The sequence below is a fragment of the bacterium genome, assembly GCA_021372615.1.
Taxonomy (GTDB): Bacteria; Armatimonadota; Zipacnadia; order Zipacnadales; family UBA11051; genus JAJFUB01.
Genome location: JAJFUB010000041.1, coordinates 60,728 through 74,934, shown reverse-complemented (window position 1 = coordinate 74,934; position 14,207 = coordinate 60,728). Strand labels below are relative to the sequence as shown.

Below are 14,207 nucleotides of genomic sequence, written 5' to 3'. Positions count from 1 at the left end.
TGCCTATTCGACCCGGCGGTCGGCTTCCCTCCCTGCGCGCAAAGACAGCCCCCTCTTCCCGGGGGCAGAGGGGTTCAAGCAAACGTCACCAGCCCGGCGGCCGGCTACGAGGGTGCGTTGATCGGGTCGGCCCAGTACCACGCGTTCTGCGACAGCCACTTGGCATGGCCATCCATGAAGCCATAGTTGGCGCCGCTGTTGTGGCGGTTGGCGGTCCACAAGCCGTACCAGCGGTAGGGGGCCACGCCGTAGTAGTCCGAGATGTACGTGCCATCCCACATCATCAGCGTCTCGGCGGGAGCCACGACCTGGGCCAGCGCCAGCCCCGTGGAAGCGCGGATGTCGCACATGCGGTTGAACTCGTAGTTGGTGGGAAAGCCCCCGTTCATGGTGGTGGCATTGGCGCTGGGGCACAGGAAGACCTGGTCATTCTTGGCATACGGCTGGATGGCCTGGAACCAGGTCCAGTTGGTGGGGTAGGTGTCGCGCCAGTAGCCGACCGGGCAGGGGAACTTCTCGTCGTAGTCCTGGATGTACATCATGACCCCGTTGCCCAGTTGACGCAGGTTGCTCAGGCACGAGGTCTGACGGGCCTTCTCCCGGGCTTTGGCGAAGACGGGGAAGAGGATCGCCGCCAGGATGGCGATGATCGCGATGACGACCAACAACTCAATCAGCGTGAAACCTCTGTCTCTCATTGCAGCCTCCCGCGTGGTGTGGTTGTGCGCCTGCGAGGTCAGACCATAGTTCGCTGGGCTGGCCGCCGTTCCTGCCTGCCGGCCCCGCAACAAGAACGCAACCCGCCTCAGCCGAGGCGGGTTGCGTGTGGTGCGTGGTGCGGGCGGTGCCGCCGGGAGCGCCTCACGGCCACGGCGTGGCCGACTGCGCGGGGTCAATCTGGTCCATCTTCATCTGCGACCGCTTCTGCCACTTGGCATGGCCATCCATGAAGCAGACGTTGAAGCCGTCGTTGTGGCGGGACTCGGCGCGGTTGCCCTCGGCGGTGGTGTTGGTCTGCATCCACTCCCAGGTGGAGTCGAGGATGAGCAGCACGTACGCCGGGTACTGGATGGTGCCCATGGCGCGACCGCCGTGCATGTACGTGTTATAGGCCGTGGCGGCCTCGGCCGTGCGCGAGGATGAGGGGCAGATGAACACCTGCGAGTTCTTGATGTACGGCATGACGTAGTCCTGGTAGTTGGTGTAGTCGCCGGTGTTGCACCACTCCCAGGGGAACGGCGCGGCCGCGTCGTACCACTCGTTCACCATCTTCTCGTCGTAGTCCTGGGCGTACTGCAAGATGGCCAGCCCGATCTGTTTGAAGTTCGATAGACAGGACGATTGCCGCGCCTTCTCACGGGCCTTGGCGAAGACAGGGAAGAGGATCGCCGCCAGGATGGCGATGATCGCGATGACCACGAGCAGCTCAATGAGTGTGAAACCTCGCCGTTCCATCATAGCCTCCGCTGTTGCATTGTCGTGTACTTACCGCACTGGTAGTGGTTCGCTTGCGCCGGCCGGATTTCCTGCACAGCTCCCCGGGAGAAGCGAACAACCCGCCTCGAATGAGGCGGGTTGCCGGTTGTGCGTGGAGAGGCCGGCCGGGGCCGGCCCGCGTCAGTAGGGCATCTGCGACACCGATTTGCTCACCATCGCTATGGCCACGGTGCCCATGCCGATGAGCCCCATGCCGCAGGCGTAGCCGGCCATGAGAACGGTCGCATACTGCTTCCAGCGCCTGGCGCCGAAGCGCGGGACGAAGTAGAACTGGCTGATGAGCGCCCCCGCCATCTCGGGGAAAATTCCGTGCGGGATGGTGCTTAGGCCACGCACGATGCCCCAGATGAGCATGGTCGGGAGGCGGAAGCGCGCCAGGGAGAAGTAGGTCACGATCGCGAACACGAACCCGCCGATGGCCCGGTTGGTGTCCCAGGCCTTGAAGAACAGGCTGTGCTCCGGGTCCTGGTTGGCCGTCATCCACACCACGCGCTGGAGCGCCAGCAGCGGCCACATCTTCTGCGCGTAGGGGTAGTAGACGGAGGGGATCGGCGCCAGCCGCCAGATGAACTGCCAGAACAGCAGGCTGCAGAAGACCGTGATCGGCCAGATCAGCAACTCGGCCTTGATGAGGTCGGGGAAGCGCGTACCGGTCAGCTCCACCACACGGAAGCTCTGCGCCATGCCGCCTACATTGGAGTAGGGGATGGGCGCATACCAGATGTCGGCGCCCTTGTAGTGGCTGAAGATGATGGAGGCTTCGCGCACCATCGGGATGCCGACCCACTGGCCCGTCAGGCCGATCATGCGGGCGTCAATGTACGAGGTGATCGGCGTCAGCACGAAGCCGAACAGGACGACGAACAGCATCGGGAAGTTCGGCACCAGCACCCGGCACAGGACAACGTAGCCCACCGTCGAGACCAGGAAGAGAGCGACGCCGATCCAGATGGGCATGTCGCCACGTCCCGGCGGCGGGCGCCAACTGCGCACCTGCTTCTCCGGACCCCGGTGGGTCTTGCGGTCCTGCAAGAGTTGCGAGATGATGCTGTACATGCCGATGACGAAGACGGCCAGCGAGACGCCCACCCCGACCGCGAAGTAGAAGTCAATGTAGTTGTTGAAGGAGGTGGCGATCGTGTCCATCTCCGGCTTCCAACTGGGCAGGTAGCCGTGCTGGTACAGCCAGGGGTTCAGGATGAAGGTGGCGATGGCCGAGATGAAGCCGCCGACGACCGCCCAGAACGGGACCACGAAGCCGGCGCCCAGCGCCCCCAGCTCGGTGACGAACCCCGTGGGCACCGCCGGGAGCACCGAGGCGGTGCTCCGGGTGAGGTCCACAAACGGGATCGGCAGCAGTTGCAGCGGCTGGGTCATGATGGCGCCGGTGATGGTGGGAATGCCCACATAGAAGCAGCCGAACACCAGGCCGACCATGGCGCCGATCGAGAACGTCCGCCAGCGCCAGGTCTCCTCCTTGGAGGTGGCCTCCGCCAGCGCCGTGGAGCCCTGGGCTGAGATGGCCGCGAAGGGGAAGGGCAGCTTCTCGTAGTCGGAGGTGACACGGAACAGCACGTAGCCCAGGCCGAAGTTGTTCATGCGCCCCAGGACGGTGCCCAGCAGCAGCAACAGGCTGGGGACGATCCAGTCCGGGTGCAGGAACGTACGGTGCAAGATGGCCGGTGAGGTGGAGGACGGCACGACCCAACTGGGCACCTGTGAGGCGATCCCGGTGCCCTCGGCCGCCGGGGAGCGCACGAAGTACTGGTCCCACATCTTCCCGGCGAAGGCCCCGCCGGCCAGCGCCACCCCGCCCTGCATCCCGGCCAGACCGGAGGCGATGTAGAACAGGATGTAGATCTCCTGGCGCTTCAGCGTGAGGAACGACCGACGAGCGACCTCGGTGAAGAGGATGATGGTCGTCCACTCGGCAGCCGGGCCCATGGACTGCCCGACCACCAGCCCCAGGTAGATCGCGCCCGGCATCATCACGAACCCGACGAACAGGGCGCCGACGATGGACTTGGCGTCGAAGCCCCGCTCGTAGGTTTCGGGCGTGTCCATCAGCCCACGGTACAGCTCAAGTTCAGGGTCTACGTGCGCCATTCACATCCTCCGGGGAGGGTAGGTTCCAGGGATACGCTCACGGGCCGAGCTTCCGTCGCCCGGCGATGCACCGACCGGCAACCTATCGTGTCGGCCCGTCTTCAGCGAGAATGGCGTCCAGCGCGCTCAAGACGGGCGGCAGGTCGTGTGTCAGTGTGTCCCAGACACGGTCGGGACTAATATCGAAGTACCCGTGGATAAGACGGTTACGGGTGCGCACCATCAACGACCACGGGAGCGACCCCAAGCGCGTCCGCGTCTCCGCCGAGACCGCATTGGCCGCTTCACCGAGGACCAGCAAGCAGTAGATGATCGCGCGGCACAACTGCGTGTCATCGGCCAGGTCCTGTCGCGACCGTCCCGTCGCGTACTCGAGGGCGTCCCTGGCCGCCTCCTGCATGTGCTGCAGGCGGAACCGATCAGCGTCAGGCAGCATACTGTACCACCGCGCGCCGCAGCACTTCCTCGCGGAAGTGCCGGCTCAGGTCCTCCGGCGTCCGCAGGTCCACCTCGCGGCCAACCATGTCGCCCAACTCGATCTCCATGGCCGCCATCTCGAACAGTCCGATGACCGCCCCGGACTCAAACTCCACCAGCACATCCACGTCGCTCTCCGGGCCGAAGCGGTCGGTCAGCACCGACCCGAACAGTGACAGCTTGCGGATGTGGTGGCGCCGGCAGAACGCGCCAATCGCTTCGCGGTCCAACCGGATCGGCAGGTCTGCCACGGGACTCATCGCCTCAGCTTGCCTCCTCCGACTCCGTCTGGCCGCCGGCCTCCAGCAGTTCCTTGGCGCGCCGGCCGTACTCGCCCTTCAGGCCGGCCGGGAAGGTCCGCCATAGCAGGTACTGCTTGCGCAGCATGTTGATGAAGTTGCGGGTCACGCGCAGCCAGGAGGACTGGTCCCCGCTCTCGCGGATGATCAGCGCCTCGATCTGGTAGACCTCGGCGTCCTCGGTCGGCACCGTCCGCAGGTGCAGCTTCTCCGACACGCCCAGGTCATAGGGCGCCAGCCACACCATCAGCGCCTGCTCGAACCCCTCGCCGTACTCATTCTCGATCGTGCCGAAGACGATGTCGGCGGTCGAGAAGTTGCCCAGCGAGTAGTCGGCGTGGGCCGCCAGGTACTCATTGAGGAACATGTTGACCCCGAGGGCCTGGTCGCCCGTCACGGTGAACGGCAGCTTCATGTCTATCTCGTCACCCTTGGGCTCGGGCAGGTGCCAGCGGCGCTCGATGCCCGGCGACGCGATCTCCGAGGCGCGCCGCGCCGGGTAGATGACCGACAGCAGCACCGTGAGCATGATGATGATGGTCGAGCCCACGGCCGACAGGGACGAGTAGTTGAGGTTCAGGCCGGCCAGCAGCCCGGTCTCGGCCAGTACCTTGGAGATGACCTGGCCAAACAAGTACCCGGCGACCGCCCCCAGAATGGCGTAGACGCAGGCCTCGGCGATGAACAGCGCCGCGATGTGCGTGGGGGCCAGCCCGAGCGAGCTGTAGATGTAGATCTCGCGCACGCGCTCATAGACCGAGCCGAGCATCGTGTTCAGACAGATCATGGCCGCGATGAGGATGGGGATGACCAACTCCTGCATGTTCTTGAAGCCGGTCTGCGAGACCGCGCTGCACAGGAAGGTCGTCCCGCCCATGCCGCCATACAGGTTCAGCTCGATGCGCGACATAAGCTCATCGAGGTTCGTTTGCACGAGCTTCTTGGCGCTGTCGAGCGAGGGGGCTCGCATGGCGATGGCCACGGAGCGGAGCTGGCCGCCCTGGCCGATCAGGAAGCTGTAGGGGACGATGAAGCAGCTATCGGGCGCGAGGTGGATGTACTCGCGCAGTTCGTCCTCGCTCATCTTCTGCCCGGCGGCCTGCTGTTGCTGCTGTTGCTGCTGCTCCTGCATGAGCAGGTAATCCACGGGGGTGATCGGCTCGCCGTCGAGGTCCTCGAGCTTCTTGAAGCGGCTCGAACTCATGATGCCGATGACGCGCAACTGCACGCCGAAGACGCTGATGGTCTTGGCGCCGGCGGCCGCGTCCTCGGTGCTGATCTTGAGCTTCTCGGCCATGGCCTCGGGGATGATGGCCGCGAGCGTCTCGCCCTCCTCGAACCAGCGTCCGCCGGGCAGCAGCGCCTGCTGCGGCCGGCTCACCTGGGTCTCCTGCGGGCTCAGGCCCACCATCGCCGTCGCCGAATACGTCTGCCCCTCGTTGGTCACGTCCACGAAGGACTGGTCGCCCACCTTGCTGGAGAAGTACCAGGCGCGCGGGGCCACCGAGTAGGTGTTCTTGTCCGAGAACTCGTTGCGCATGACGCGGGCCGTCGGCTCGCCGATCGGCTCCCAGGTCTTGTCGCGGATCATGATGCCGTCGTACGGCGCCTTGTATGGCAGCAGGATGCGGTTGGTCCGCACCCCGGTGACGACCGACGTGCAGGACAGCACGGTGAAGGTGAGCAGCACCAGCGTGAGACAGGTCAGGATGGTGCGGACCTGCCGCCGCCGCATGTTGGAGATGCCGAGGCTGAAGGCCGCCGCCGAAGCGGACAGGCGCCCCATGTCGGCGGTGCGGATGCCGGTCTGCTCGTACCGCACCTCCTTCATCTGCTCCTCGAACTTCTGCACGATGATGCTGATGACGATCATCGTCAGCGCGAGGATGATGAAGGCCAGCAGGATGATGACCGGTGTGAAGGTGATGGCGAAGGCCGGGTGCACCAGGGCGATCAGCAGGAAGACCAGCATGAAGATGCCGAAGAAGCCGACGATCTGCCACCGGATGTCGGGCGAGGCGATGAGCAGGCGCTCGGCAAAGAAGGCGAACGGCATCAGCATCGCCAGGTAGAACAGCACGCCCTTGATGACGTCGTTGCCGGTGGCGCGCACGTCGGGATAGGCTCGCGACTCGAAGGCCCAGGCCGACCGCGCGGCCGTCAGGAAGCGGTCGTAGAGCCGATCCTTGAGGAACCCCGAGGCCGCCACCAGGTACTCCTTGGCCTGTTGGTGGGCCTTCTGCACCCGGTTGTTCTTGATCCCGTGCGCCTCGAGTTGGTCAATGCGGTTCTGGTCGAGTTCCACCATGTCCCGCGCCACCAGATACGGCGTGGCGTACATGGAGGGATGGTTGTCCACCAGGTAGCCCGCGCCATCGGGGTTCTTGGCCGTCGGGGCCACCAGCACAAAGCGCAGCCCCAGGACGCTCGCGCCCATGGTGAGCTTGACGTTGGTGCCGGCGGGTGCGAACACCAGCGCTACGGGCTCATAGGTCGACTCAAACTGCTGGGGGGGCAGGGGCAGGCAGTAGCCATACTGGTACGGCGTGGCATCCGAGGTGGCGTCATAGATGTGGATCTCGCGCAGGAGCTGGAAGAAGCGCTGGTCCACCATGTCGAAGATGGCCATCGACTGGCAGGCGAACATCACGCACGTGATCGGCTTGATGTCCTGGTCGGCCTTAAGCTTGAAGGGATAGGCCTCGTTGCCATTGACGCCCATGTCCGGAGCCATGGACACGCGGCCGTCCGCGGGGTCCAGCAGATAGCCCTCCACGGGGATTTCGCCACCGCGGGCGCGGACGTTGGGCAGGCCGGCGATGTGCAGCCGGCCATCCTTGCCGACCTTGTCGAAGATCTCGCACCGCACACCCATGGCCGTCTTCTGCCCGGTCCGCGCCACGGCTACGGCATTGGGCACCGGCTCATCGGGGAAGGTGCTGACCTCCGGGTCAAAGAGCACCAGGCGGCCCTTGGCCTCGACGTAGTTGTCCTCCAGCTCCAGGTCGTACAGGTCGCGCGGCTCGGTGATGCTCACCATGTCTGCCAGCAAGCACGCCAGGAAGCTCGTCTGGTCGTAGAGATTCCCGAACTCCATGTGCTTGGGGATGTCCAGCGGCGTGTCCACCCATGGGCGGGAGTCGTTGATCGTGGCGAAGCCCACCGCCGGGACGCCCATCACCGTGGCGACCTCGTTGCTCAGCGCGAGCTTGCCGGACATGTACGTCTGCCAGTTCTTGCCCTTCAGCGCGTTGATGCCGTCCACAAAGCGCGAGGCGGCGTCCACGGCCATGAAGCGGGCGATGATGTCGCCGTACTCACGAGCCTTCTTGCCGATCTGCGAGTACTTCCACTGGATGTCCTCGCGGTAGTTGTAGAAGTACCCCTTGAAGAACACGCCGCAGGCGCGGTTGTGGCTGGACAGGTCCACCGTGAGCCACAGCGACACGTCTTCCTTGGAGAAGTCCATCGTGTCGCTGGTGTCGAAGATGGCCTTCTGGATGGCGCTCAGGGCCTGCTCGCGGGCGGTGGTGTCGGCGCCGCGGCGCAACGGCCGGGCCTGGCGCACCAGGTCATCCACCCCCTGCACGGCTGACTGCATGGCCGGGAGGGTCTGCTGCAGGTGGGCGATCAGCTCCAGCCGGCGGGCCAGTTCGGCCTCATCCAGCTTGCGCTCGTACAGCTTGCCGCGGTTCGGGTCTGTCCGCTGCGCCTTGACCGCCAGTCGCGTGGCGGCGCGCAGCTTCTTCTCAGCCTGGCGGACGGCGCGGGAGACGCGACCGAGGGCGCGGATGCGCTCCTCGGCGATCTGGTCCTCGGTCTTGGGCTCGGTGTCCAGGCCGGGCGTCTCTTCCTCCCACACGCTCGCGGCGGCCTCGTCGAGGCCGCGGCGACTCTGCCGCACGAGGCCATAGAGCTTCTTGACGTAGCGCTCGCTGCGCGCACCCCGGTAGCGGCGCTCCAGGAAGGCCTTCTCGCCGGCCATCGCTTCGAAGTGCCCGGCGGTCGCCAGGAAGGTGATGCTGCGCTTGGGGGGACACGCCTTGAACGTCCGGATGAGTTCCATCAGGGCGGCGATGCTGGAGGCGTTCTCGGCGCCGGGGGCCAGCGTCGGGGCCACGGCGATGGAGTCGTAGTAGGCCTGGATGACGACCTGCTGCTTCTGCAGGCGCGGGTCGGTGCCCCTCATGCGCCCGAGGATGTTCTCGCCCTCGACCTTCTGCCAGTCAATGTCGCAGCGGATGTTGACATCCACGCGCCCTTGCTGGGCGGCCGTCGCCAGCAGCAGGTCGGAGGTCTCCTTGGGGATCCAGAACCGGGGGATGTTGACCGGCATGGAGAGGAACTTCTGCTCGGCCTCGCCGCGGATCGTCTCGAGAGGCTCGATGAACAGGACGGCCTTGGCGCCCAGCAGCGGGGCGTTGAACCATTCACGCCCGCAGTCGAAGTCCAGCATCACGATGCTGTCGGCCACGTCCTGACCGTTGAAGGATTGGAGGTCGCCCTTGCCCGCGTAGATGAGACGGCCGCTGAGGCCGCCGGGGGGCGTCTTGGGCATCTGCACAAGGTTGGGCCACAGGGGGAGGATCTCGAACTCTTGCCCCCCGGCGATGGAGATGGAAGCGGCGCGCCCCTTGGCGTCATAGCGGGGCACGGGCACCAGCACATTGAACTTCTCGGTGGAGACCTCCAGGCCCAGATTGCGGAACTGCTGCTCCACCAGACGGGCGGCGCGGGCGCAGCCGGGATAGCCGGTGACGCGGCTGCCCAGCCCGGCCAGTTGCGCCACGAACTGCTCGATGCGCCGCTGGTCTACCGCCGCGGTGACCGCCTCGTAGTTGGTGTCCGAGGTCAGGACCATCTCGGACTCGTCGCGCGCCCCCTTGGGTTGAGCCGGGGCCCACGCGGGGAGCAGCGGGAGGAGAAGCAGCAACAGCGCCAGGCGCGAACGGTGCGGCAACACGGTTCACCGCTTTCGTGGGGGGATGGCCTCTGTAAGTCGAAAACTGCAAGGGCGCGCGACGTCAGCCGCACGCCCTCATTGTCAACATGGTCTGGCCCGGGCACAGTGCTGCCCGGTGGCGGCGGCGATGCGGCCGGTCCTACTTGGGCTCCTCGTCCTCTTCCGCGCCGGCCAGGTGACCGATCTTCAGGTCAATCTCCGAGCGCATCTCGATCCTCTCGACTTCTCCGTCGCGGATGTGGATGATGCGGTCGGAAGCGTCAATCATCTTGAGGTCGTGCGTGGCCGAGATGATAGTGACGCCGCTCTCGGCGTTCAGCTCCTTGAGCAGGTCGATGATCTCCTTACCGGTCTGCAGGTCGAGGTTGCCGGTGGGCTCGTCCGCCAGGATGATGGCGGGGCTGTTGGCCAGGGCCCGGGCCACGGCCACGCGCTGCTGCTGGCCGCCGGACAGCTCGTAGGGCTTGTGGTGCAAGCGGCCGCCCAGACCCACCAGGTCCAGCAGCATCTGCCCGCGCTCCATCATCTCATCCGAGCCCATGCCGGCGAAGATCATCGGCAGGGTCACGTTCTCCAGGGCCGTCATGACCGGGATGAGGTTGAAGGACTGGAAGATGTAGCCGATCTTCCGGCAGCGCAGCCACGCCAGCTCGAAGGCGTCCAGTTGCGCCATGTCCACCTCTTCGATGAAGCACGTGCCCTCGGTCGGCTTGTCCAGGCCGCCCACCATGTTGAACAGGGTGGACTTGCCCGACCCGGACGGGCCCATGATCGAGAGGTACTCACCGCGGCGGATGTCCACATCCACGCCGCGCAGGGCCGGCACCTCCACCTCACCCATCTTGTAGATCTTCTTGAGGCCCTTGGTGCGCACGATGAACTCGTGCGTCGTCACCGAGTCGTCGCGGACGATGGAGCCGCGCGTCTTGCGCGTGGCGCGCCCCGCCTCTTCCATGACCTTCGTCAAGTCCGCGTGACACTCCGGACACACGGTGACGATGCCGTCGGTCTCGATCTCGAACGGGCACTTCGGGCACTTGATCTTCGCCATCTTGGCCTCCAATGAAGCGGGGACTGACCCCACCGGGTCCGTCCCCCTCGCGACTATTCCGTGGTTAGATCTCCGTCGCCAGCGCCGCCGCCGGGGGCATGCGCGCTGCGCGCATGGCCGGGGCAATGGCGGCCAGCAACGCCAGGACGCAGCCGAGCACCAGCGCCAGCCCCAGGTAGCCCAGCATCGCGGCCCAGTTCATCTTGGCGGCGACATCGCCGCCGTTCTTGACCATGGACATCAGCAGCATCGCCAGATGTCCGACCAGGGCTCCCACGAGCGACCCTAAGAAGCCCAGGACAACCGATTCTATGAGGAAGAGCCTCACGATGAACTGGTCGAGCGCCCCCAGGCACTTCATCGTGCCGATCTCGCGGAAGCGCTCCGTGACCGACATCAGCATGGAGTTGGTGATGCCCACGCCGCACACCAGCAGGGACATGACCACCAGCCAGCCCTGGCGCGCGTTGCGCTGCTGCGCCTCGGCCTGTGCCTCCTCCTGGCCGGGAGCGACGCCGCCCTCGACCCGGGTGATGCTCAGCGCGCTCTGCGCCTTGTCGGCCTCGAGACCGTCCGTCACAACCTTGCCCGTCCACACCGACACCAGGAAGGCGATGCCGAGGACGACCCCGGCCCCGGTGATGGCTGCGCGGCCCAGCCGCAGTGTCACGTTGCGGATGCTGATGCGGGCAGCGTCCCTCCACGGCAGGGTGATCTGGCGTTGGATCTGGCTGCCGCCCGTCGCGGTCTCGGTCGCGGCCTTGGCCAATCGTTTGGCGTCAATCATCTGAGATGCTCTCCGGTGGCAGAATCAGAGACAGCACATACGGGAGACGAGTCTGCGGCCCGTTCCCCGGCACTCGTTCGCTACCCCCTCCCCCCATTCCTTCATGCGCACAAAAAAACTTTCCGCGTTCGGCGGAGCCGTCTGGGCCCGCGCCCCGTGCTGTTCCCGACCCCCATTGTCTGATATGATGTGGCCACTACGCAAGGAATGGTTTCGTGGCACGATGCGACTTGACCTGCTAGGGCAGGAGCGACTGCTGATACCGCCCCCGGCCTCCGCCGCGGCGCGCCGGGGAGTGCTGCTCTTCCCGCAGTCCTACGGGGTCGGCATGGCCTCGTTGGCGCTCCACACACTGTACGCCGCCCTCAACGCCACGGGTGAGATGGCGTGGGAGCGCGCCTTCGCCGGCCCGGAGGTGGCACAGGCGGGTCGCGGCGCGTTGTGCTCCCTGGAGTCCGGCACACCCCTGCGCGAGTTTGACGTCATCGCCATCACCTCCTCCTATGAGCTGGACTGGCCGACGGTTCCGGCGGCGCTGGCGGCGAGCGGGGTGGCGCCGCTGCGCCAGGACCGTCGCGCAGCCGGTGGCCCGCTGGTGCTGATGGGCGGCCCGGCCGTCTCCGCGGCCCCCCTGCCCCTGGCGGCGATCTACGACGCGGCCTACATCGGCGAGGTCGAGCCCGCTCTGCCGGAGTTGCGGGGGGCGCTGCTGTCAGCCGGCCCTGAGGAGGCCCTGGAGCGCCTCGCCGCCATCGCGGGCTTCTTCGTGCCGGAGTCGGCTTCGGTAGGTCGGGGGGCCTCGCCCGCCCCACCGGCTCAGGGCGTCCTGCGACGCCGCTGCGCCCGCCACCTGGACGACTTCGAGACCGCCAGCGTCTTCCTCACCCCCGGCTCGGAGTTCCCCAACCGCTTCCTGGTGGAGATCGGGCGGGGCTGCGGGCGCTCGTGCAGCTTCTGCCTGGCCCGGCAGCTCTACCGGCCGCTGCGCTGGCGGAGCCTGCCTCACATCATGGACACGGTGCGGCGCGGGCTGCAGTACACCAATGAGGTGGGCCTCATCGCCGCCGCGGTCTCGGATTACCCCGACCTGCCGGGGCTCTGCGCCGCACTGGGGGCCCTGCCGCCGCAGGTGAGCCTCAGCACCTCCTCGATCCGCCTCGAGACAGCCTCGGCCGAGCTGCTGGGCCTCCTGGCGCGCAGTGGGCAGAAGACCGTCACCTTCGCCCCCGAGGCCGCCACGGAGCGCCTGCGGGCGGCCATCGGCAAGTCCCTGCCCGACGACGCGCTCTGCGCCGCGATCGAGCGTGCCGCCGCGGCCGGGCTGACGCGCGTGCGGCTGTACTGCATGGTCGGCCTCCCCACCGAGACGGCCGATGATCGCGAGGCCCTCCCCGCCCTGGCCCGCCGCCTGACCGAGATGTTCCCCCGCCTGGTCTTCCACTACAGCGTCGGCGCGTTCTCGCCGCGCCCGCACACGCCCTTCGAGTTGGAGGCCTTACCGCCTCTGCGCGACCTGCGGAACTGGCTGGCGACAGCGCAGCGCCGCCTCAAGGCCCTGCGCCGGGTGGAAGTGACCACCGACTCGGCGCGTTGGGCAGCGCTGCAGGCCGCCTTCTCGCGGTCCGACGAGCGGCTGGGCGTGGCGCTGGCCCGACGCAGCGCCAGCAACTTCAGCGAGTTGGTCCAGAGCCTGGCCGTCGAGGGGCTCATCTTCGAGGAGCTGACCGGCCCGCAGGACGCAGGTGGCCCGTTGCCCTGGAAGATCGTGGACCCGCGCGCGTGGGGTCTGTCCCCGGAGGATCGGCGCTAGCCGGTCCGGAGGGGGCTGACCCCGACGCGAATCAGCTTTGGGGTCAGCCCCCTACGGGACCTGCGGTCCCTCCGGGGACAGACCCCGCGACGGCCACAGACCCCTCCCACCACGCAGGTCCCCTGCCGCGGCGGCCGAACCTATCCTCCATGGAAACGCGCAACCTCGGACGATCGGGCCTGCAGGTCTCCCAGCTCTGCCTGGGCTGCATGATGTTCGGCGACGTGACGCCGGAGGAGGAGTCGCTGGCGATCATCCAGGCGGCCCTGGACGCCGGCATCAACTTCCTGGACACCGCCGACAAGTACGGCGCCGGGGCCTCGGAGCGAGTCGTGGGGAAGGCCCTGGCCGGGCGGCGGGAGCAGATCGTGCTGGCGACGAAGGTCGGGCTGGCGGTGGACCGCACCGGCCCGAATGCCTCCGGCACCGCCCGCAAGCACATCCGCGAGGCCGTCGAGGCTAGCCTGCAGCGCCTGGGCACCGACTATATAGACCTCTACTACCTGCACACTTATGACCGCAGCACGCCGCTGGAGGAGTCTCTGGCCGCCCTGGACGACCTCATCCGCGCGGGCAAAGTGCTCTACGTGGGCGTCTCGAACTTCCGTACCTGGCAGGTCGTGCGGGCGGTGGGCCTGCAGGAGCTCCGTGGCTGGGACCGGCTGGCGGCGGTCGAGCCCCTGTACAATCTCGCCAACCGCGACGCCGAGGTGGAGCTGCTGCCGGCGTGTGGGGCGCTGGGGATCGGCGTGTGCAGCTACAGCCCGCTGGCCCGGGGTGTGCTGACAGGCAAGTACAAGGCCGGGCAGGAGCCGCCACCGGACTCGCGGGCCGCGCGAGGCAATGTCCGCCTGATGCAGACCGAGTACCGGGAAGCCAACTTCGCGCTGGCCGAGCAGGTCGGGAAGCTGGCGGCGCACGTCGGCTGCACGCCCTCGCAGTTGGCCCTGGCATGGGTCGCCGCCAACCGGCTGGTGACGGCCCCCCTGATCGGCCCGCGCACGATGGCCCAGCTTCAGGACAACCTGGGCGCCCTGGAAGTCACCCTCACGCCCGAGATCGAGGCCGCGATTGACGACCTCGTGCCCCCGGGCGAGCATTCCGGCAAGGGCTACCAGGACCCCGGCTTCCCCGTGACGGGGCGAGTGCTGGGCTGTTGAGGGGCTGACAGCGAGGGCCGTGGGTGCAGCGTCGTATGCCGCGGGCCCCACGGCCGG

10 protein-coding genes are annotated in these 14,207 nt (G+C 67.0%); 2 read left to right on the top strand and 8 right to left on the bottom strand.

The features are described from left to right. Positions 1–104: 104 nt before the first annotated feature. The 8 genes from LLH23_06935 to LLH23_06900 all read right to left on the bottom strand — a co-directional run bounded on the left by LLH23_06935 (position 105) and on the right by LLH23_06900 (position 11,180). Positions 105–698 (bottom strand): prepilin-type N-terminal cleavage/methylation domain-containing protein, encoded by a 594-nt coding sequence (locus LLH23_06935; GenBank protein ID MCE5238211.1) that lies wholly within the window; start codon positions 696–698, stop codon positions 105–107. A 163-nt stretch (positions 699–861) separates the two neighbouring features. After that, positions 862–1,455, bottom strand: a complete 594-nt coding sequence (locus LLH23_06930) for a DUF1559 domain-containing protein (protein ID MCE5238210.1) — start codon at positions 1,453–1,455, stop codon at positions 862–864. Positions 1,456–1,617: 162 nt separating this feature from the next. Beyond that, on the bottom strand, positions 1,618–3,603 hold the full coding sequence (locus LLH23_06925; protein MCE5238209.1) for a peptide transporter: 1,986 nt from the start codon (positions 3,601–3,603) through the stop codon (positions 1,618–1,620). A gap of 82 nt (positions 3,604–3,685) precedes the next feature. After that, positions 3,686–4,039 (bottom strand): DUF86 domain-containing protein, encoded by a 354-nt coding sequence (locus LLH23_06920; protein ID MCE5238208.1) that lies wholly within the window; start codon positions 4,037–4,039, stop codon positions 3,686–3,688. Then, positions 4,029–4,340 carry a nucleotidyltransferase domain-containing protein gene (locus tag LLH23_06915; protein MCE5238207.1) on the bottom strand — a complete coding sequence of 104 codons (312 nt, stop codon included), beginning with the start codon at positions 4,338–4,340 and terminating at the stop codon, positions 4,029–4,031. The genes LLH23_06920 and LLH23_06915 overlap by 11 nt, the downstream gene beginning before the upstream one ends. A 4-nt stretch (positions 4,341–4,344) precedes the next feature. Further along, positions 4,345–9,339 (bottom strand): M28 family peptidase, encoded by a 4,995-nt coding sequence (locus LLH23_06910; GenBank protein ID MCE5238206.1) that lies wholly within the window; start codon positions 9,337–9,339, stop codon positions 4,345–4,347. A gap of 142 nt (positions 9,340–9,481) precedes the next feature. Further along, entirely contained in the window at positions 9,482–10,183 is a 702-nt protein-coding gene (locus LLH23_06905) for an ABC transporter ATP-binding protein (GenBank protein MCE5238205.1), read from the bottom strand. A 274-nt stretch (positions 10,184–10,457) separates the two neighbouring features. Further along, entirely contained in the window at positions 10,458–11,180 is a 723-nt protein-coding gene (locus LLH23_06900) for an FtsX-like permease family protein (protein MCE5238204.1), read from the bottom strand. 223 nt (positions 11,181–11,403) lie between these two features. Here LLH23_06900 and LLH23_06895 point away from each other — a divergent pair, with 223 nt between their 5' ends. After that, positions 11,404–12,990 (top strand): B12-binding domain-containing radical SAM protein, encoded by a 1,587-nt coding sequence (locus LLH23_06895; protein ID MCE5238203.1) that lies wholly within the window; start codon positions 11,404–11,406, stop codon positions 12,988–12,990. A gap of 149 nt (positions 12,991–13,139) precedes the next feature. Continuing rightward, positions 13,140–14,150, top strand: coding sequence for an aldo/keto reductase (locus tag LLH23_06890; GenBank protein ID MCE5238202.1), 1,011 nt, complete (start codon positions 13,140–13,142; stop codon positions 14,148–14,150). Positions 14,151–14,207: the final 57 nt, after the last annotated feature.

Excerpts from the sequence above, each read along its gene's own strand:
- LLH23_06935 (MCE5238211.1), bottom strand. The coding sequence starts at position 698 with ATGAGAGACAGAGGTTTCACGCTGATTGAGTTGTTGGTCGTCATCGCG.
- LLH23_06930 (MCE5238210.1), bottom strand. The coding sequence starts at position 1,455 with ATGGAACGGCGAGGTTTCACACTCATTGAGCTGCTCGTGGTCATCGCG.
- LLH23_06925 (MCE5238209.1), bottom strand. The coding sequence starts at position 3,603 with ATGGCGCACGTAGACCCTGAACTTGAGCTGTACCGTGGGCTGATGGAC.
- LLH23_06920 (MCE5238208.1), bottom strand. The coding sequence starts at position 4,039 with ATGCTGCCTGACGCTGATCGGTTCCGCCTGCAGCACATGCAGGAGGCG.
- LLH23_06915 (MCE5238207.1), bottom strand. The coding sequence starts at position 4,340 with ATGAGTCCCGTGGCAGACCTGCCGATCCGGTTGGACCGCGAAGCGATT.
- LLH23_06905 (MCE5238205.1), bottom strand. The coding sequence starts at position 10,183 with ATGGGTGAGGTGGAGGTGCCGGCCCTGCGCGGCGTGGATGTGGACATC.
- LLH23_06900 (MCE5238204.1), bottom strand. The coding sequence starts at position 11,180 with ATGATTGACGCCAAACGATTGGCCAAGGCCGCGACCGAGACCGCGACG.
- LLH23_06895 (MCE5238203.1), top strand. The coding sequence starts at position 11,404 with ATGCGACTTGACCTGCTAGGGCAGGAGCGACTGCTGATACCGCCCCCG.
- LLH23_06890 (MCE5238202.1), top strand. The coding sequence starts at position 13,140 with ATGGAAACGCGCAACCTCGGACGATCGGGCCTGCAGGTCTCCCAGCTC.